19 protein-coding genes are annotated in these 18751 nt (G+C 45.8%); 9 read left to right on the top strand and 10 right to left on the bottom strand.

The window, feature by feature from the left end:
• The first annotated feature begins 1 nt into the window (after position 1).
• Genes LFX17_RS05805 through LFX17_RS05815 form a run of 3 tightly spaced genes read left to right on the top strand, consistent with a single transcriptional unit; the run spans position 2 to position 3251 of the window.
• A complete protein-coding gene (locus LFX17_RS05805; RefSeq protein ID WP_240009034.1) occupies positions 2-649 on the top strand; it encodes a tetratricopeptide repeat protein in 648 nt (215 codons plus the stop codon).
• On the top strand, positions 553-2877 hold the full coding sequence (locus LFX17_RS05810) for an LIC_12586 family protein (RefSeq protein ID WP_238745594.1): 2325 nt from the start codon (positions 553-555) through the stop codon (positions 2875-2877). The genes LFX17_RS05805 and LFX17_RS05810 overlap by 97 nt, the downstream gene beginning before the upstream one ends.
• A complete protein-coding gene (locus tag LFX17_RS05815; protein ID WP_238729412.1) occupies positions 2847-3251 on the top strand; it encodes a hypothetical protein in 405 nt (134 codons plus the stop codon). The genes LFX17_RS05810 and LFX17_RS05815 overlap by 31 nt, the downstream gene beginning before the upstream one ends.
• A 65-nt stretch (positions 3252-3316) precedes the next feature.
• Here LFX17_RS05815 and lpxB read toward each other — a convergent pair whose 3' ends face one another.
• The 10 genes from lpxB to LFX17_RS05865 form a co-directional block, all read right to left on the bottom strand.
• Positions 3317-4612 (bottom strand): lipid-A-disaccharide synthase, encoded by a 1296-nt coding sequence (gene lpxB, locus LFX17_RS05820; RefSeq protein WP_238745597.1) that lies wholly within the window; start codon positions 4610-4612, stop codon positions 3317-3319.
• Positions 4566-5414, bottom strand: coding sequence for an LpxI family protein (locus LFX17_RS05825; RefSeq protein WP_238745599.1), 849 nt, complete (start codon positions 5412-5414; stop codon positions 4566-4568). The genes lpxB and LFX17_RS05825 overlap by 47 nt, the downstream gene beginning before the upstream one ends.
• Before the next feature lie 13 nt (positions 5415-5427).
• Positions 5428-5661 (bottom strand): FmdB family zinc ribbon protein, encoded by a 234-nt coding sequence (locus LFX17_RS05830; RefSeq protein WP_118955349.1) that lies wholly within the window; start codon positions 5659-5661, stop codon positions 5428-5430.
• 37 nt (positions 5662-5698) lie between these two features.
• A complete protein-coding gene (locus tag LFX17_RS05835; RefSeq protein WP_238729416.1) occupies positions 5699-7132 on the bottom strand; it encodes an SH3 domain-containing protein in 1434 nt (477 codons plus the stop codon).
• A 19-nt stretch (positions 7133-7151) separates the two neighbouring features.
• Positions 7152-8771, bottom strand: a complete 1620-nt coding sequence (locus LFX17_RS05840) for a TolC family protein (RefSeq protein WP_238729417.1) — start codon at positions 8769-8771, stop codon at positions 7152-7154.
• A 44-nt stretch (positions 8772-8815) separates the two neighbouring features.
• Positions 8816-9691, bottom strand: a complete 876-nt coding sequence (sucD, locus tag LFX17_RS05845) for a succinate--CoA ligase subunit alpha (RefSeq protein ID WP_135780686.1) — start codon at positions 9689-9691, stop codon at positions 8816-8818.
• A 12-nt stretch (positions 9692-9703) separates the two neighbouring features.
• A complete protein-coding gene (gene sucC / locus LFX17_RS05850) occupies positions 9704-10876 on the bottom strand; it encodes an ADP-forming succinate--CoA ligase subunit beta (RefSeq protein WP_238729418.1) in 1173 nt (390 codons plus the stop codon).
• Between the two features lie 577 nt (positions 10877-11453).
• The gene (gene ruvA / locus LFX17_RS05855; RefSeq protein WP_238745601.1) at positions 11454-12092 is read right to left on the bottom strand and encodes a Holliday junction branch migration protein RuvA; all 639 of its coding nucleotides are present in this window, start codon (positions 12090-12092) and stop codon (positions 11454-11456) included.
• 83 nt (positions 12093-12175) lie between these two features.
• The gene (locus LFX17_RS05860; protein ID WP_238745603.1) at positions 12176-13231 is read right to left on the bottom strand and encodes an MBL fold metallo-hydrolase; all 1056 of its coding nucleotides are present in this window, start codon (positions 13229-13231) and stop codon (positions 12176-12178) included.
• 97 nt (positions 13232-13328) lie between these two features.
• Positions 13329-13583, bottom strand: a complete 255-nt coding sequence (locus LFX17_RS05865) for a hypothetical protein (protein ID WP_238745605.1) — start codon at positions 13581-13583, stop codon at positions 13329-13331.
• Between the two features lie 112 nt (positions 13584-13695).
• On the opposite strand from LFX17_RS05865, the gene LFX17_RS05870 reads away from it, so the two are divergent.
• The 6 genes from LFX17_RS05870 to LFX17_RS05895 all read left to right on the top strand — a co-directional run bounded on the left by LFX17_RS05870 (position 13696) and on the right by LFX17_RS05895 (position 18739).
• Entirely contained in the window at positions 13696-14289 is a 594-nt protein-coding gene (locus LFX17_RS05870) for a DUF4256 domain-containing protein (protein ID WP_238745607.1), read from the top strand.
• A 165-nt stretch (positions 14290-14454) separates the two neighbouring features.
• Positions 14455-14715, top strand: coding sequence for a hypothetical protein (locus tag LFX17_RS05875; protein WP_238745609.1), 261 nt, complete (start codon positions 14455-14457; stop codon positions 14713-14715).
• A 470-nt stretch (positions 14716-15185) separates the two neighbouring features.
• Positions 15186-16184 (top strand): fatty acid desaturase family protein, encoded by a 999-nt coding sequence (locus LFX17_RS05880; protein ID WP_238745611.1) that lies wholly within the window; start codon positions 15186-15188, stop codon positions 16182-16184.
• Between the two features lie 46 nt (positions 16185-16230).
• Positions 16231-17157, top strand: coding sequence for an aspartate carbamoyltransferase (gene pyrB / locus LFX17_RS05885; protein ID WP_238729426.1), 927 nt, complete (start codon positions 16231-16233; stop codon positions 17155-17157).
• 6 nt (positions 17158-17163) lie between these two features.
• Complete coding sequence (locus tag LFX17_RS05890) at positions 17164-17529, top strand: DUF2203 domain-containing protein (RefSeq protein WP_238729427.1); 366 nt, start codon at positions 17164-17166, stop codon at positions 17527-17529.
• Positions 17513-18739 (top strand): LL-diaminopimelate aminotransferase, encoded by a 1227-nt coding sequence (locus LFX17_RS05895; RefSeq protein ID WP_238745613.1) that lies wholly within the window; start codon positions 17513-17515, stop codon positions 18737-18739. The genes LFX17_RS05890 and LFX17_RS05895 overlap by 17 nt, the downstream gene beginning before the upstream one ends.
• The last annotated feature ends 12 nt before the right edge of the window (positions 18740-18751 follow it).

Below are 18751 nucleotides of genomic sequence, written 5' to 3' on the forward strand. Positions count from 1 at the left end.
CATGACTTTTTACAGAAATATATTTACTCTGGTGATCATTCTCCTTCTTTCCGCTTGCGCGAGCGGTCAGAAATCCGTGGATTCCGGCCTTTCTCAGGAATCCGCAGTCCGCTCCAAGATTCAAGGAATCGATTCCCAACTTTCCGTTTCCAATTTGGACGAAAAAAAACGTTCGTCCTTACTCATGGAAAAAGCAAAATTACTGCTTCAAATCGAATCCTATAAAGAAGCTTCCATCGTTTTAAAACAAATCCAAAGCTCCAAGGAAGGAAAAGGTCTGGAACACTTAGATCATTATCTGGGAGCCGCTTATCTCGGAATCAACGACACGGAAAACGCGATCGTTCACTTCAGAAAATCCGAGTCCTTGGATAAGAATTACGAGTCCACCACCCGTAAGAAAATGTATGCAAAGGCCCTCTACCAAGAGGAGAAATACGGTCTCGCACTCGGAATTTTGGGCCGCGCTTCCAGAGAAAGGGACTTTGAAAAAGACATTCTTTTTTACGAAACCGTAGCCAACAGCTTTATGCGGATCAAGGAATTCAAAAGATGCCAGATGGTTCTGGAAGAGGGTCTTCAGAAATTTCCGGAAAGTCCGGTTCTGAAGGAAATCCAGGAACAACTTTCTCAGGTTCTTCCCCGATAACTCGCCCCGACTTCAAATTCAACTTCCTAAACAGGGTTCTACAAAAGATCAAAACGTTAGAGCCCGTTGATCTCGTCCGCTTTTTCGGTTCTTTCTTTACGTTCTTAAAAGAAAACAAAAGAACCAGAATCATTCTCATCTCCTTTTTGATCGTCGTCGGAGTTCACGCGATCGTAGTCGAATCGGTCGGCTATTACGTTCGAAATTATCTTTTGGATCTCCGAGGTCTGAAGGAACTTTCCAGAAACTTTATCAACAAAGAACTCGGACGCGCGGTGACTCTCGGAGTCGTGGAATACGATTTTCCGAACGCGGTCGTATTCGAGGACTTTCGAATTTCTTCCGAAGAGGATTTCGCTCTCAATCATATTCTTTTTCGAACAAACAAGATCCAATTCAAGCTCGGCGGATTGTGGAAAGGACAACCGTATATTCGCGGAATCGTAGTCAAAGATTCCGCGATCAACATCGATCTGCAGGATCAGATCGCGGGAGAATTGATCGGTTATATCCAAAAGATCAACATTCCCGAAATCCGGCTGATGAACACCACGATCACGATCTCGCGCGGCGGAGAAGAGGTTTTGAACGCGTTGAAAGGAATCGATATCGTGATCACCAAACGGCCCGAAGGTGTAACCGTTGCGGTGAGCGATTCTTTGTTTCCGTTCCCGTATTCCCGTTTTATTCAGGGAAGTTTCGAGACTCAGTTCGATTCTCCCGAATCGAAAAGCAAATTCCGTTTTCAGAACGTAAAAGCGGAAAAGATCCGCGGAGTGTATTCTCTTTTCGGAAGAATGGCTCCGAGTTCCGGAAAAATTTCGGGAGAATACGAGATTCTTCTGAACGGAAAGAAGGTTTCCATCCAAGGAAAGAATCAGTTCACCAACATATCCGGAAAAATTCTCCAGGAACTTCCTTTGGGTTTGAAAATTCCCGATCTCAAAGACGCGGATCTCGTTCACGAGATGGATCTGAAGCTGGATGAAACCGGTGAGAAACAGATTCATACGTTTACAAAAGAAGAGAATCTGTTTCGTCTAACGTATTTCCTGAATCCGAAAAAGCTCGCGAGCTGGGAAGTCTTTGCGGACTGGAAAAACATCCGGGAACTAAAGACGATCTTTCAGTTTCCGGGTGATTTGGAAACTCTCGAAGGTCAGATCAACCTCAAAGGGAAATGGGAAGAATCCGGCAATTACGGGGATTGGGTCAAAAGCAGCGTTTCTCTGAGCCTTTTGGGATTTCATTGGAAAGATCCGTTCTTCGACGTTCGTCTCGATCAGGCCGAGCTGAACATCGCGCCCGGAAATCTGATAGACTTGAATGCGAAGGGTTCTTTGTTTCAAGAAGCGATTGCCACCAAAATCACCGGCAAAACGGGATGGAAAAAAGCGGTTCGCGGGAACGGTTCTTTTTATTATCCTTTATACAACGATTGGAAGTGGGAACTCGAATTGGATCGGGTTTCGGTGAAGGATTTTCTTCCCGTGTATCATTCCTGGAAAAATTGGATTCGAACCGATATCAAGACGCGTCAGGAAAAACTCGTTCCCGAAATCAGTTGGACAAGAACCCCGTTTTATAAATATCTAATGGAGTTCCTTACGATCCAAGTTCGCTGGAAATTGAAATCCTTTCGATTCAAGGATCGGGATCTCGGAAGAGCGACGTTGGACGGAAAGATCGTTCCTTTCTTTTCGCGATTGGATCTGAAAGGATATCGCGAAGAGAATCAGTTTGTGGAGGCGTTCGCCAATTTCACCTTCGGTCAAAACAATCCGTATACGGATCTGAGAATCAAGGTAACCGAAATGCCTTGGGAAGAACCGGTGAACGGATTTTGCGGATCTTGGATTCTGCCGGAAACGGTAACTTCGGATACTACGATCCGATTTTTCGGAGACGATTTTTTGGCGCTTCATAATTCCCTCAACGTGTTGCATAACGTGAGTTTCAACCGTGCGCGTTTTCAGGACAAACGATCGCTTCCTTTGAATCTGAGAGAACCGTTCGATTTCGGATACGAACTCAATCTTTTGCCGACTCTCTCTTATTATAGGAATATTTTTTGGAAAAATGAAAGCGCGGATCTTACGGGTTACGGCGCCGTCGAAAATCATCGCATTCGAATCAACGCCAATGGAAAGTTGAACGATGCGTTTATCAGTAGAAAATTCAAGGAGGAGTCCGGAGAATGCAAACTGGAATCGATCGGAGACAGATAATTCTCATCTCGGCCGGAATTCTTTTGACGATTCTTTTGGCGTTCGGGATTTATCTTTTTATTTTCAGAAGTTCCGGCATTCAGGTCGGAAAGAGTTCCGAGTTCAAGGTGGATCTGATCGGCACATGGAGAGTTTCCCCCATCGTTCCCGCTAAACAGATTCGTTTTATCAGCGAGAAGGAAGCCGTTCTTTTGGAAGAAAACGGGGAAACAAAGTTGTATCTTCTGGAAGACGGAGAAGGACTTCAACTCAGAAGAAGAGGGGAAGAAACTCCGAGCGGTTATTTTTTATTTCGCGAATTGAAGTTGAATACGTGGCAAGGTCTTTGGGGCGATGATCTTGTTGTTCTGAAGCGGATTTCAGCGGAAAATTGAAGAAGTGTAGGAACTACCACATTGTATCGGAGTTGTTTGTCCCTCCGATGTGGGAACTCCTTCAACTATCCCGGTTCTTCCGTTTTTTCCAAACCAGACTTTTTAGCTCCCCCTTTAATCAGTTTCGTAATTTCTCTCGAAGCGTGGCGGGACGAATTCTCGTTTCCCAACGCTTCCTTAACCTTACGGATCTCTTCGATCGTTTTCGAACGGTATTTTTTGTTTTCCAAAAGTGCGATCGATTCTTCCACGATGTGAGGAGGGGTGCATTCCGCTTGAACCAATTCTCTGCAAATTTCCTTTCCGGAAAGAATATTCACAAGTCCGATATGCGGAGTACGGATAAACAGAGAACCGATCACATACGTGAACATGCTGACTTTGTAAAGTATGATCATCGGTTTCTCGAAGTAGGCGACTTCCAGCGTGGCCGTTCCGGAGGTTACGAGAACCAAATCCGAAGCTTCGATGGCGCGCAGAGAACGATCGAAAAGATATTCGATTTTTAGATTCGCGTATTTCGTTTTAGCGAGTTCGATTTGTTCGAGGATAAAGACTTCTTCCTTCTGATTGATGTTCGGCAAAAGGAAACGGATCTTCTTTTTTTCATTTTCATAATGATCGGAAAGTCGTCCTGCGGTTTCCAAAAGATCGTTTAAGATCCTTCGAATCTCGCCGCTACGCGAACCCGGCATCAACGTAATGGTGGAATGAAAATGCGTTTTATCTTCCGGCTCGGGAATGGCGGCTTCCTTGCGGATTTTTTCCCTCAAACGAACGGCGAGAGGATGTCCCACGAATTCGCAAGGCACTCCGTATTTGTCATAAATTTCTTTCTCGAAGGGAAACAAAACGAGCATCAAGTCGATATTGTCTCGGATCGTATAAATCCGATTGAACTTCCAAGCCCAGAGCTGCGGAGAAACGTAGAAGATGACGGTGACGCCGAGCTTTTTTAATTCTTTTGCGAGACGAAGATTGAAGCCCGGATAATCGATCAGAATGGCGTGTGTGCAATTTTTTTCTACGGCTACGTTGAGAAGTCTTCCGATGAGCGCCTTTAAGAACCTGTATTTGAAAAGAATCGCGGAAAATCCGATGATCGACAATTCTTCCATGGATTCGATCGACGTGAATCCTTCTTCGATCATTCTTTCCCCGCCGACTCCGAACGTTTCGAGATCGGGAAAGTTTTTCTTGAGTTCGCGGATGAGTTCTCCTCCCAAGAGATCTCCCGAATGTTCTCCGGCCAACATGAGAATTTTCGGATCTTCTTTTTTGCTCGGCGCGGCCGGGCGTCTGGACGCGGAAGGGCTACTTGATTTTTTGGGTTGTTGAGTTGATTTTCGTAAGGTTGCCACTGCCGATACTCAAGATGTGGATTTTTAATTTTTCTGCAAGGTTAATAAATTCTTTGGGATGAACGATGATCGTCTCTCCGGTTCGGAGCGCGAGCGTGCCGCAGTTGTTTTCATACATTGTGCGGAGAGTTTCCTCGCCGACTGTGGGAAGATCGAAACGGTGATCCTGATTGGGTTTGGAACTTTTACAGACGATCGCCTTTCCTTTTTTTGCGTACGAACCGCCTCGTTGGATCGCGAGGTCCGTTCCTTCGACTGCTTCGACCGCGAGGACTGATTTGTCGAGAACTACAACCGTTTGACCGATGTCGAGACCCGCCATCTTTTCCGCGTATTCCATTCCGAAAGCGACGTCTTCGAGTTCCTTTTTGCCGAGGGACTTTTTCGTGTATCTGCCTTCGGGAAGAAAGAGGGATTTTAAATACGTCTTTTGGGAAATGATCGTGATCTTTTCCTTGGCAAACTCGTCCGAGACCGTCTTGAAGATCGAGTAATCGTGTTTGTTGATCATTCTCGCGAGAAGGCTGATCGCTTTCAGATCAAATTTAAGATTTTTGAATATGATTTCTTTTTTAACTTTTCCGAGAAGAAGAAGCCGATCTATGTTATGTTGTTTGCATAACTTCATCAGCGTCCCGATCTTCACGATATGAATCGGCAAATTGCGGTCCGCGTATTCCCCGACCTGAAAGTCGGATTCGATGATCGAGAGAAAGAGAGGATTCTCTCCGGCCGCGAGAGCCTCTTTCATACCGATATGCGGGAGCTCTCCCGCTCCGGCGAGAATTCCTAATCTTCCCAAAACGAACGGCCCGTTAATCCGAAGAGGAAGAAGCGGACTTTGTGGATTCTCCCGAACCGCTTTTTTTGTAATCGGTCACGTAAAAGCCGGTTCCTTTGAAGATGATCCCGGAGCCGTTAGATATCATTCTTTCCACTTCTCCTTTTTTTCCGCAGAGGTGACAATCCTGGATCGGATCGTCCTTCATGGAATGGAATTGTTCGAACGTTTGTCCGCAGGCTTTACATTTGTAGTCGTATGTCGGCATGGATTTCTCTCTATTCGAATGTTCTAATTTAATATTGCTACGGCACGAATTTGAACTGGAATACGCTCAGGCTCGAATCGCCGTTCTCCCTCGCCATCGGAAGACAAAGTCTCCAGCGAATTCCGGCAACTGAGTCGATCGTTTCGAGGGAATCGATTCCCGAAAGAACCTTTTTTTCCGCAACGATCAACCCGCCTTGAAAACCCGCACCGCCGCTTTGTATGTTTAGACGGAATCTCTTCTTGGAAAAATTGTCTCCGGTGATGTAACGGTTTCGATTGATGGAAATACTTTCCTTATCCATCTCGATCTCGAAGGCTTTTTGCAATTCTCCCGGCGAACCCGCATACAACGTGAAAACGGGGAGGGGCTCGTCTCCGCCTAAAAAGGAAACGTAAAATTCCAGATCACGGAACGGCTCTTCCACCGCGCGGCAAATCGAGTCGTATTTATTTTGGGAAGAATGAAGAACGATTCCCGTGTCTCCGTCGAGTGCGATCTTTTCGGTGGGATGATATTCTCCTTGAAATCCGATCGGAGCCGACGTTTCTTTCCAAGCTTCAAAGTCCCACACGGGCGCTCTATCCAAGGCGCGAAAGGATTCTTCCATGGATTGAGAGATCGTAAGATCGGACGCGACGTTTTTTAAGAAGCCGGAGAAGATCCATCCTACGTTTCCATTGCGAAGATCGAGGACTTGATTCCAGCTTCCCCGTTTGCCCGCGATCGTTTCCGTGCGCGAATCTCGGTCGAGTATGAATACGGTTTCTCCGCCCTTGAATTGGAACGCGATGGGGTTTTCGGTGCCGGGTCCCGTTCTTACGTTCAGATTCTTTCCTTCGATTTCCGCCTTACCACCGCTAAACGGAGAATCCTCTCTTCCCGAAAAGTATTCGAGTAAACGGGACAGTTTGGATCTTCCGTTCTCGTCGAGTTCTTTTGCGGAACCGGCGGACAAAGATTTCAACAACGCAATGTTGTATTCGTTGTAGAGCGGAAGAGGGTTGGACGAAATGAGTTTTGTGAGATATCGGGAAAGAACTTCTGCGGTTTCGTATTCGGCGCCGAGAGTGAGCTTCTTACAAAGCGCCCTGGTTTTGAGAAAGGAACCGTCCGGTAAAAAAGAAAAGAATCGATCTTCGAACGTATAAATCGTCCTTCCGCCGACTTCCCTTTTGGAGAATTTGAGTCCTGATTTTTCCGCGAACTTTTGCGCGGTCTTTTCCTTTTTTTCGGAAGCTACGGTTAAAAGTTGCGCGTTGAATTCAGCGAGAGACAGGGAAGCATACGAGTAGTCTTCCAAATCCGGATCTTTTTTTCTTAATACTTCTAAGACAACGTCTTCCCAATTTCCTTTCGAGAAATTCCTATATACGGAATCGGTTTTGCGGGTCAGAAGTTTCCAGACGAGAAAACCGAGCAGGATGGAAGCGAAGATAAGACCGAGGACTACAAAAAAACTCTTTCTCAATCGTACCTCGACCTTTCTATCAATCTAAATGAGGGAGAAGTTTGTCCCGATCCACTTGAAAGCGTTCGAGCAAAGAATTCTTTGCAAGATAATAGCGAAGAAGATCGATGTTGAAGTTCACTCTCGCTTGTGTCAGTCTGAGTTGATCCTGAACGTGCGTGTCGAGTGCGTTCTTTACGGAAACGGCATCGGCTCTACCTTGACGGAAACTTCTTAAAACTCCGTTGTAATAGTTTTCGGTTTCTCTTTCGGTAATGATGTTGTTTTTATAAATTCTGTGGCTCGCTTCGAGAGCTTCGATTCTGGTTTTCACGTCGTCTCTGACTTCGTTTTTCAGTTCTTCTTCTCGGAGTGTCGCCTGACGCATTCCGATGTTCGCGTCTCTTACCCCGGCATAAATTCCTTTGTCCATGATCGGATAAACGAAGTTCATTTGTCCGGTCCATTCCTTGTATTTTGCGGTGGGAATCCCGTGATTGGAGTCGGTGTAGTTTTCCTGCGGAGAAACGATGTTCTGCGCTTGGCTCGCACCGGTTCCGGAAATCGTCAAGGTAGGAAGACGGTCGTTGTTTGCGTTCTTCAGAGCCGCTTCCGCGATTTCTTTTTGTTTGAGCGCGTTCAAGAAATCCGCTCTGTGTTTATAAGCATATTCTAAATCTTTTGTATATTCCGGTTTTTCCACCAGTTCTTCCAGAAGATTGGTTTCTTCGGAGAGAGCGGTCCCTTCCGGAATTTTTAGGGAACGAACGAGCTTCCGTTTCGCTTCTTCTTTTTGAACCTGTGCGGTTTCCAATTGGTTTTCCGCTTGGGCAAGAAGAGCGTTCCACTGATTGACTTCGAAACTTTCGGAAAGTCCGAGGCCTTGTTTACGAATGGTAAGATTGCGTATGTTCTTCGTATTTTCTACGAGCTGTTTGTAGGTTTTGACCGCTTGGGTTTTGATCGAGTAATCCCAGAAGTCAACGAGTGAATCCACGATTACGGAAGAGATTTGCTGAGACACTTGGTTCTTTGCGATCTCCGCTTGGGATTCTAAGATTTTTACTTCGTTTCTACCTTTGTATCCGAATGCGTTTTTGAGCAAGTCTTGGCTGATGGTCGCTCTTACGAATCCGGTGTATAAAGGAGGAATTCCTAAGGCGGAAAAGCCTGCGGGAGTGGTCGCCGCATTTTCAAACGCGTTCGAGTCGAATCTTCTCGTTCCCGCTTCTACTTTGAAATAGGTTCCGGTGGTTTGGAGAGTTTTTTCAATCCCGCCCTTGATCGTATCATCGGAGATTTTCGTTCCTGAGAGGAGGTTCGCTTGGTTGAAAGGAAGAATGTTCTGACTCGATCTTCCGTCCGCTACCAATCTCCAGGAATACTTGGAATCGTTTTTCAAAAAGTTCGTATCGGATTTCGCCAATTCGTAACGAAGATTCTGTAAGCTATAATTGCTTTCGAGCGCTCGCTTTACGGTTTCTTCCGTGGAAAGTTTTAGCGTCTTATTCGATGTCGCGCCGGAGCTGGAAGCTGGAGCGTCGGTTCCTTCCGCAAAAAGTGTCGCAGACAGAAGAAGAACGAAACTTCCTAAAAGTATCCGGGAAATTTCCCGAACTTTCGGAATCCTTGTTTGAGAATTTTTGATCTTATTTTCCATTCCGTGCTCCTTCCGTTTTGGACCCTTGTAAGAGTAGACCCTGGTTACCCCAGAGCCTTCTTCATTTTTTCTCCAACTTCCGCGATCGATTGGCAAACTTGAATGCCCGCTTCCTGCATCGCTTTCATTTTGGAAGTCGCCGTTCCCAAACCGCCGCTGATGATCGCACCTGCGTGTCCCATTCTTTTGCCGGGAGGTGCGGTTTGACCGGCGATAAAGCCGACTACCGGTTTTTTTACGTGATTTTTGATGTATTCCGCCGCTTCTTCTTCCGAAGTTCCGCCGATTTCACCGATCATCACGATTCCTTTTGTTTCAGGATCTTCGTTTAACAATTTGATCGCTTCGGTGTGGTTCATACCGGGAACGGGGTCGCCTCCGATTCCGATACAAGTGGATTGTCCCAGACCTTGTTTTGTGATCTGAGCCACCGATTCGTAAGTCAAGGTTCCGGAACGGGAAACGATTCCCACGGAACCCGGACTGTGGATAAAGCCCGGCATAATTCCGAGTTTCTGTTTTGCGCGGGGAGTGATCACACCGGGGCAGTTCGGTCCTACCAGTTTTGTTTTAGAATTTCGGAGTACGCTGTAAACTTTCAGCATATCGTGAGTCGGAATTCCTTCTGTGATACAAATTACGAGAGGGAGTTCCGCGAGAATTCCTTCTATGATCGCGTCCGCCGCAAAAGCGGGGGGAACGAAAATTACGGCGGCATTTACGCCTTCGTTTTTTACGGAGTCGTGGATCGTGTTAAAAACGGGAACCTTATCTTCCCATTTGCTTCCGCCTTTTCCGGGAGTCACTCCGGCTACAACCTTTGTGCCGTAAGCGAGCATTTGTGTCGCGTGAAAAGAACCTTCCTTACCGGTGATCCCTTGCACTACAACTTTTGTGTTTTCGTCTACTAATACTGCCATGTATGTTCTCTCTTATTGAATGAGTTTGGCAATCGTACTTGCCGCTTCGCGGAGATCGTCGACTCCGGTGATTTTCAGTCCGCTTTTGTTGAGGACTTCTCTTCCGAGTTCCGAGTTGGTTCCTTGCAGACGAACCACGAGAGGAACTTTCAAATCCACGGCTTTAGCCGCTTCGATGATTCCTTCCGCAACCATGTCGCAACGAACGATCCCGCCGAAGATGTTTACGAAGATACCTTTTACGTTCGGATCCCCTAAAATGATTTTGAATCCGTTGGTTACGGTGGTTTTACTTGCCCCGCCCCCTACGTCCAAAAAGTTCGCTGGTTCCGCGCCGGCGAGTTTCACGATGTCCATAGTCGCCATTGCGAGACCCGCTCCGTTTACCATACAACCGATGTTACCGTCTAACTTGACGTAGTTGAGGTTGAACTCGGAAGCTTGAACTTCGAGAGGATCTTCTTCCGTAATGTCGCGAAACGCCGCGTTATCCGGATGACGATAAAGAGCGTTTTCATCCAGGTCGATCTTGCAATCTCCCGCGATGATTTCATTCTGTTTCGTGAGAATGAGAGGATTGATTTCTAAAAGAGAAGCATCTTCTTTGATATAAGCTTCGTAGATCGCGAAAAGAAGACTTTGAAACGATTTGTGGGATTCGATCGGAAGTCCGAGTTCGAACGCAAGTTGTCTCGCTTGATTGAGTTGGAGTCCGATTCCCGGATCAACGGCGATTTTTAGGATTTTTTCAGGATGAGTTTCGGCAACTTCTTCGATTTCCATCCCGCCTTCCGTGGAAGCCATAATGATGGTTTTGCGGATGGAACGATCCAAAAGGATGCTTAGATAATATTCCTTTGCGATGTCGATTCCTTGTTCCAGGTATACTTTCAGGACTTTTTTTCCTTCCGGGCCGGTTTGGGGAGTGACGAGTTGCATTCCGAGAATTTTGTCGATGGCGGCAAGAGCGTCGTCTTTGGTTTTGGTCACCTTAACACCGCCGCCTTTTCCACGCCCACCGGCGTGAATCTGCGCTTTTACAACTACTACGGAACCTTCGGTTGCGTATGTGACTTCGTCGTGGGCTTTGGATCCGTTTTCTTTATTATCGATTACGACTCCAAAAGGAACGTTGGCTTTGTGCCTTCTCAGGATTTCTTTTGCCTGATACTCGTGAATTTTCATGAATTAACCTTCATTGAACTTAGTTCAGTGCTTTTAGTAGGAGGTACAGTTTACTCAAAATTTATAATGTTTTCGGTAGGAACTTTGGTGTCAGTAAAAAATTAGAAGGATTGCCGAACGGTTTCTAGGAAGTTTTGGGATCGAAGGATTCGTAAGAAATTGGACGGTGAGTCCTGAGTCTTTCGAACGGCGAAGGGACCGCAACCGTCTCTCGTCCGATTTGATCGACGGGGTTGAATGGGCCGGGTCCAGGCAGGAGGTCGTTTCTGCGACAGTCGCCTTTTTGATGGTCGTTTCGACGACAGTCAACTAAGGAGGAAGGAAGAAGATTCGGTTATGGCCGTTTGGAACCGTTTCGGATTCGCGGGTATTGGATAGAGATTTGCGGTGTAAAAACGAAAGGCCCGTGTTCCGTCCGAAGGTCGCGAAAAAAAGCGGATTTGTGGGAACTCCTTCGGTTCCTCTGGACTCTGCGATTTTCTGGAAAGATAGGTGACAGTCGTATATCGCGGATCGAAATCGATAATTTCGTGGGAGTTCCGGCGTTCAACATTGTAAAACGGGGTTGTGGGAACTCTTACAAACTCTTTAAAATTTCACGGATAATTTCTCCTGGGTCGGTTTCCGGAGAATTCTTCAGAACCTTATCCACTTCTTTGCTCGCGGACTTCTCATCGAAACCGAGTTGAACCAAACCGAGAATCGCGATTTCCCTTTTTCTTGCGACGGCCGCTTCTTCCGGCGTTGGAGCGGAAGCGGGAAGTGAAATCGAAAGTTCCTTCGGGGTTCCGGAAAGGAAGAGTTCTAACTTTTTTAAGTTTTGTTTTACTTCAAAGAAGATCTTTTCCGAAGTTTTACCTTTCACTTTCGGAATTTTTTCGAGCTCTTTCGCTTCTCCGGACTGGGCGATTCGATAAAGATCTTCTGCGGAAAAAAAAGAAAGAATCTTAAGCGCCGTTAATTCTCCGATTCCTTGTAAACCTTTGATGACTTTAAAGAATTCTTTATCTTGTTCGTTCAAAAATCCGAAGAGTCTTTGTCCTCGTTCGCTCATCGCGTGAAAAATATGGAGGCGAACATCTTTAGCGGAAGGAAGGGTTTTGAGTTCGAGATAGGTTTTGAATGAGATCGTTACTTCGTACGTCACTCCGCCGGTTTCGATGTGTGCGAAGCCGACTTCTAATTTTTTGAGAATTCCATTTAAACCGGAGATCATCGTTCCATCCAAGGTTCAAAAGACGGAGAGTAAAGTGAATTTTGTCGAAGTTACAACGATCCCCCGTAAAAAATACTTTTCCTTTAAAGATCGATGATTTCTCCGATGGTCCAGACCTTGAGCGGAGGAGCGGTCCCGTTTTTTTCGGAATGTAGTTTTTTCAGAAAGAGCGGAGCTTCCGAAGGAAGATCATCCCCGAGCATAAAAGTTCCCCAATGCATCGGTAGGAGAAGGGAAGAGCGTAGGATTCCGCTTACTTCCAGCGCCTCTTTCGGGCCGATATGCGCAGGTTCCATAAACCATCTAGGTTTGAATGCTCCGATCGGTAAAATCGTCGCGGAGAATCCTTGCGGAAATTTTTTTCCTATATCGGAGAAGTGTTTTGAAAAGCCGGTATCGCCGCCGAAGTATATTCTAATATTCTCTAATTCGAATGCATAACTTCCCCAGTGATACTGGTTCATATCGGTGAGGCCCATTCTACTCCAATGTTTTGCGGGAAGAAAATGAATCTTCGTGCCTGCGTATTCCGTCGTGTTCCACCATTCCTGAATGATCGAATTTTCAAAACCTTCGTCCTTGGCAAAATCACCCATCCCGGAAGGAAGATGAACGGTCGCCTCAGGAAATAATTTCTGGATTCGTTTGATGGAATCGATATCGAGATGATCTCTATGAGCGTGGCTGACCGCAACGACATCGATTCCGGGTAAATCCTCGGGTTGAATCGGAAGCGGGGTCAAGCGAGTAAGAAAAGGAGGAATCCCGGTAAATATCGGATCGGTAAGAATGTGCATTCTCTTTCCATGAAAGTTTGCGGCGATCCAAACGGTTGCATGACCGAGCCAAATGATTCTTACCTTGCCTTCGGGTGCGAGAAAATCTTCCTTCTTCCTCGGAATCACATCCGGAATTTTTTGAACGTCTCCGTCTACGGTTACCGGATCGACCGGACCGAAAATTTTCCAACGAAGAACGGAGAAGAAACTTTTGTTTAGTCTTTCATCTTCCTCCAGATTATGATATTTTCCGTTTTGAAAGTGAGAAGAACGGACACGTTCCGGATCGATCGCAAAACAAGTTTGTAAGAGAATAACTACGAATAGGAAGAACAGAAAAACAAATAAAAGCTTTTTCATAAGTGTGTAATGAATCGTTCGATCCGGTTTTTTTTTCCAGGTTCCGTAAACAGTCTGTGTTCTGCGATTCTTCTTTTGAAAAAAACGACGCGGGGATTTACGTATGTCGCCTAAACAAAGGCAAAGATTTGCTATTTGATCCGCCCGATTGAATGTGTACGACAGTTACATAAATGCAGTTCACAGCTCCGATTGCCTGCAATTTAAGAATCGATTCGGCATTCGTATAAACTGGACGCAGCGTTAAGATCCGCATTCCGCATTCTGCGTTCTGCGTTCTGCGTTCTGCGTCCACGTTCCACGTTCCACGAAAATCTACGACAGACGCATAAATCCGAAAAATCTGCGACATTCGTAAATTTCAAATCCCATAACTAACTCCAAAAAAAATAAAACCGTTGTATTTTACGCATACGAACGCAGACAATCGTTTTCATCCATTAGCCAGAAACGAGGTGAATTCCTTGGGACAATCGAAATCCGCAACCGATACAAAGGGAACTCGAAAAGAATTATCCCCGCCTGAACAAGAAGAGCTGCTTCGAACGTTGAAGGAGCGGTTTGAAAAAAACGGGAAACGCCATAAAGGAATCCTCTGGGCCGATGTTCAGAAACGACTGGAAGCGAACTCCAAAAAACTCTGGTCGCTCCGGGAAATGGAACGAACCGGCGGCGAACCGGACGTCGTCGATTTTGATAAAAAGACCGGAGAATATATTTTCTATGATTGTGCGGCGGAAAGTCCGAAAGGACGAAGAAGCGTTTGTTACGATCGCGAGGCATTGAATTCCAGAAAAGAGTATAAACCCGCTGACAGCGCGATCGATATGGCGTCCGCTATCGGCATTGAATTGTTAAACGAACAACAATATCGTGAGTTGCAAACTTTGGGAGAATTCGATATGAAAACTTCCAGCTGGGTGCGGACTCCTCCTTCGATTCGAAAGCTGGGTGGCGCTTTGTTTTGTGATCGGCGTTACGACGCAGTATTTCTTTATCACAACGGAGCCGAATCGTATTATGCTGCCCGAGGTTTTCGCGGTTCGCTTCGTGTTTAACATTGCGAGGCGAATTCGCCTCCGATCTCTCCTTTAATTCCGCAAAACGGTGTGTACATTCCGACATCCTTAGCCGGATCTATTTTTCTATTTCCTTAATCTTTTTCGATGATATGCTTTTATGATTTGAGAAGAATTTTTTCGATCTCGAAAAGGAGAAACCAAATGAAACTTATATCTATTCTATGGATCTTCCTCTTAGCTTTCGTTATGGTGTTTTGGTCCTGTTCCAATTACGGTCTCGATCAAGACAAACAAAAGAAGGATGAAGATAAAAAGAAATGTCAAACGGCGGTGGCCGCGTATTTGTCGTGCACGTCTTCCAATCCCGCCATGGGCGCATGTGATTCCTTGTATCTTGGAGTTCTCGGTGTTTGCGGAGGCGGTGGATATGGCGGCGGTTCAGGCGGAGGGGGCGGATACTGAGTTTTATTTTCCGAAATGTGGGAATATTATAAAAAAATAATTTATTTTCGAACGGGGACTTGTCTCTGTGAACGAAACGATTTTTATCTTTCTATTCGACTTTTCAAAACGGCTCAGGCAAATAGGCGCTGTTTGAGTCGTCTCGTTTGAGAATTCTGCATCGTATTGCTTGCAGCGGAAACGATCGATGTTTCTCTTTTTAAAAAATCTCGATTTGTGGAGGGTTGCCCCAAAAGGGATCGGAAAGAACGAAACGTTTCACTTCGGTTTCTATTCTTTGCCGAGTGCGATTCGTTGCGAGGTTACAGGATACATGGATTACGAGTCGCACTTATCTTTTTCTTTTCGCCGTTTTTAAACGAGACGTTTCGATTTTTTGTCGCAGTCCGACTCGAAACATTCGGTCATTTTCCATTGCAGAAAATCCCGGGCTTTTTCACAAAGGAAGAAACACATTGTGAAAGCCTAAAATGTCTTATCCTCCTCGAAGAAATCTTCCCGAAAAAACGAATCGAACGATCGCTTTTTTGTTAAGCGCATTCTTTTTTACGTTGTATTTTTGGAATCCGATTTTCAATCGGATAGACGGCTTTTTGTTTTCAATTTCAAAGCCGACCGCGGTAACGATTTCTATGGCGGTCGAAACATCCGAATCGATTTTTTTCGCTACGATCCTCCTTCTTTTTTCCGCGATTTTTTCTTATACGCAGTGGGCGCTCATCCACGAATGCGTTCACGGGAATTTTTCGAACTCGCGGGATGAGAGTCATCTTACGGGAAGAATTCTTTGCATTCTTTTCGGGACTCCGTATCAGGTCGTAAAAACCGCGCATCTCATGCACCATAAATTCAACCGTGCGGAAGGGGAGCGAATCGAATATTTGGAAAACAACAAGACGCCGATTCGGATTCAGAAAATCTTATACTACGTTCGGCTTTGTTTAGGAACGTATTTTCTGGAAGCCGCAGGCGGTTTTCTTCTTTCTCTTCCCTTGTCTTGGAGTGCGCCGATTTCGGGGAAATACGTTTCCAAATATCCGGTTCACGCGGCGTTCTTCAAACAGATCCAAAAACGGGAAATTTTGCGCGAACTTAGAATCGATTCGTTTTTGATTCTTCTTTTATACGGTAGCGCGTTTTATTTTGCGGGTCCGCGGATCGGATTTTTGATCGCGGTCTTATTCCTCCGGGGTTTTATCGTTTCCTTTTTGGATCATTCATATCACTACGGAAAGGAAATCGATAACGTATATTCCTCGTATAACCTTTCTCTTCCGAAATCGTTTTCGTTTCTTTTTCTCAACTTCAACTATCATCGAGTGCATCATCATTTTCCGGGTTGTCCTTGGAACAGGCTGCCGGTTCAATTCGCGAATTCGAATGATACGATGGATTCTCCCCTTTGGAAACAAGCTCTGCGTCAACTGCGAGGGCTTTTGATTCTTCCCGAAAAATCTCAAAACATCTGACTCAATTTGATTGTCAAAAGGGGGTTTTTCTACATTCTGTCGCTTAATGTCCTATAATCATAAGAACGTCCTCGACACGGAACAATTCTCAAAAGCGGATCTTGATTTTCTTATCGGAAAAACGAGAGACATGGAACGATTGGTCGAACAGAACAAAGCGTTCGGAATCCTAACCGGAAAACTTTTGGCTTCGTTGTTCTTTGAAGCTTCCACAAGGACCAGACTTTCCTTTGAAGCCGCGATGGAACGTCTCGGAGGAAGAGTGATTTCCACCGTGGGGTTTCAGTTCTCCTCGATCTCGAAAGGGGAAACGTTGTATGACACCATGAAGATGATCGAAGCCTACGCGGATATCGCGGTGATCCGTCACCCGGTCGAAGGTTCTTCCCGAATCGCCGCGGGCGCGGTGAAGATTCCGGTCATCAACGCCGGAGACGGTGCGGGGCAGCACCCGACGCAGGCTATTCTAGATCTTTATACGATCATCTCCGAAAAAGGAACGTTAGACGGTTTGACCGTCGCGTTTGTCGGAGATCTGAAATACGGCAGAACGATTCATTCGCTTATCAATTTACTCAGACATTATAAAGTTCGTCTGTATCTGATTTCTCCTCCCGAACTTGCGTTACCGGATTCTTATAAAAAAGGTCTGGAAGGATATCCTCTGACACTCGAAGAGACGACCGATATCAAAGCGGTTTGGGATTGCGACGTCGCTTACGTTACTAGAATTCAGGAAGAACGTTTTCCCGATCACAAGGAATACGAACGTCTCAAGGATCTTTTTAAGATCAACAAGGAGTTGATTCTCGCTTCAAAGAAGGAGACGACGATTCTTCATCCTCTTCCGAGAGTGAACGAACTTTCCACGGATGTCGACGATCTTCCGAATGCGGCGTATTTCAGACAGGCAAGATACGGAGTCGTAAGCAGAATGGCTCTTCTTTGTCTTTCTTTGGGTCAGGATTTCTAATCGTCTTTGGAACGGAAACTCTGGACATACGAAGAGGCTCGTAAAATTCTACCCGTAATCAGGGAGATTACGGAGGAATATTATTCTCACGTATCGGAACTGACGGTTCAGCTTCGGGAGCGGATTCTTCCCGAAAACGAAATGGAAAAAAAAGAGGAAGAAGTTCGGATTTCGATCTTCGAATGGTCTTCCAAAATTCAGGAATACGGAATCGAAGTCAAAGGACTTTGGCTTATCGATTTCGATAACGGACACGGATATTATTGCTGGCACCTCGGAGAGGAGGATCTTCTTTACGAACACGGTTACGAGGAAGGTTTTGCCGGAAGAAAACTAATCGATAAGGATAGGGAAGATGGCGAACATCAATGAGAATTATTTAAAATTAAAAGCGGGATATTTATTTCCGGAAATTTCAAAACGCGTAAAGGCTTATTCCGAAAAAAATCCTTCCGCAAAAATCATCCGCTTGGGAATCGGGGACGTGACGCTTCCGATCGTTCCTTCGGTCGTAAACGCGATGGTTGAAGCTTCCAAGGAGATGGGAACCGCGGGCGGTTTTCACGGTTACGGACCGGAACAAGGATATTCATTTTTGCTAAAGTCCATTGCCGATAACGACTACGCACCTCTCGGAATTAAAATCGACGAAAGCGAGATTTTCGTTTCGGACGGATCCAAATGCGATTGCGGAAACATTCAGGAAATTTTTTCCACCGATGCGAAGATCGCAGTGGCCGATCCGGTTTATCCCGTGTATGTCGACACGAACGTGATGGCGGGAAGAACGGGAGAGATCGGAGCCGACGGAAGATACTCCAATCTGATCTACATGCCCGCAACGAAAGAAAACGGGTTTCAACCGGAAATACCGAAAGAAAAAGCGGACATCATCTATCTTTGTTATCCGAACAATCCGACCGGAACCGTGACCACGAAAGAAAACTTAAAGGCTTGGGTGGAATACGCGAAGAAAAACAATTCCATCATTCTTTACGATTCCGCATACGAAGCGTTTATCAGCGAACCGGGCGTTCCGCGTTCGATCTACGAAGTCGAAGGCGCAAAAGAAGTCGCGATCGAGTTTCGTTCCTTTTCCAAGACCGCGGGATTTACTGGATTGCGCTGCGCTTATATCGTCATTCCGAAAGAACTCAAAGGAAGAACCCGCGGAGGAGAAGAAGTCTCCATCAATTCATTATGGAGCAGAAGACATACGACTAAGTTCAACGGAGTTTCGTATGTGACTCAGAAAGGCGCGGAAGCTTGTTATTCTCCGCAGGGCAAAAAAGAAATCCAAGGTTCGATCGCGTATTATATGTCGAACGCGGCAAAGATTCGCGAAGGTTTGAAAAAGGCCGGCTACGAAGTGTTCGGCGGAGTCAACGCTCCTTATATCTGGCTCAAAACTTCTGATAAACTTACCTCTTGGGATTTTTTCGATCTACTTTTGGACAAAGCGCAGGTTGTGGGAACTCCCGGTTCCGGATTCGGTCCCGCGGGAGAAGGTTATTTCCGCCTCAGCGCCTTCGGTAAAAAAGAGGATGTGGAAGAGGCGATCGCAAGAATCTCTTCGCTTTAAGTTTTAAACGTT

The organism is Leptospira sanjuanensis (assembly GCF_022267375.1).
GTDB classification, from domain to species: domain Bacteria; phylum Spirochaetota; class Leptospiria; order Leptospirales; family Leptospiraceae; genus Leptospira; species Leptospira sanjuanensis.

Excerpts from the sequence above, each read along its gene's own strand:
- LFX17_RS05815 (WP_238729412.1), top strand. The coding sequence starts at position 2,847 with ATGCAAACTGGAATCGATCGGAGACAGATAATTCTCATCTCGGCCGGA.
- sucD (WP_135780686.1), bottom strand. The coding sequence starts at position 9,691 with ATGGCAGTATTAGTAGACGAAAACACAAAAGTTGTAGTGCAAGGGATC.
- LFX17_RS05895 (WP_238745613.1), top strand. The coding sequence starts at position 17,513 with ATGGCGAACATCAATGAGAATTATTTAAAATTAAAAGCGGGATATTTA.
- LFX17_RS05830 (WP_118955349.1), bottom strand. The coding sequence starts at position 5,661 with ATGCCGACATACGACTACAAATGTAAAGCCTGCGGACAAACGTTCGAA.
- ruvA (WP_238745601.1), bottom strand. The coding sequence starts at position 12,092 with ATGATCTCCGGTTTAAATGGAATTCTCAAAAAATTAGAAGTCGGCTTC.
- LFX17_RS05840 (WP_238729417.1), bottom strand. The coding sequence starts at position 8,771 with ATGGAAAATAAGATCAAAAATTCTCAAACAAGGATTCCGAAAGTTCGG.
- LFX17_RS05805 (WP_240009034.1), top strand. The coding sequence starts at position 2 with ATGACTTTTTACAGAAATATATTTACTCTGGTGATCATTCTCCTTCTT.
- LFX17_RS05810 (WP_238745594.1), top strand. The coding sequence starts at position 553 with ATGCCAGATGGTTCTGGAAGAGGGTCTTCAGAAATTTCCGGAAAGTCC.
- sucC (WP_238729418.1), bottom strand. The coding sequence starts at position 10,876 with ATGAAAATTCACGAGTATCAGGCAAAAGAAATCCTGAGAAGGCACAAA.
- pyrB (WP_238729426.1), top strand. The coding sequence starts at position 16,231 with ATGTCCTATAATCATAAGAACGTCCTCGACACGGAACAATTCTCAAAA.
- LFX17_RS05880 (WP_238745611.1), top strand. The coding sequence starts at position 15,186 with ATGTCTTATCCTCCTCGAAGAAATCTTCCCGAAAAAACGAATCGAACG.
- LFX17_RS05860 (WP_238745603.1), bottom strand. The coding sequence starts at position 13,231 with ATGAAAAAGCTTTTATTTGTTTTTCTGTTCTTCCTATTCGTAGTTATT.
- LFX17_RS05875 (WP_238745609.1), top strand. The coding sequence starts at position 14,455 with ATGAAACTTATATCTATTCTATGGATCTTCCTCTTAGCTTTCGTTATG.
- LFX17_RS05865 (WP_238745605.1), bottom strand. The coding sequence starts at position 13,583 with ATGTCGCAGATTTTTCGGATTTATGCGTCTGTCGTAGATTTTCGTGGA.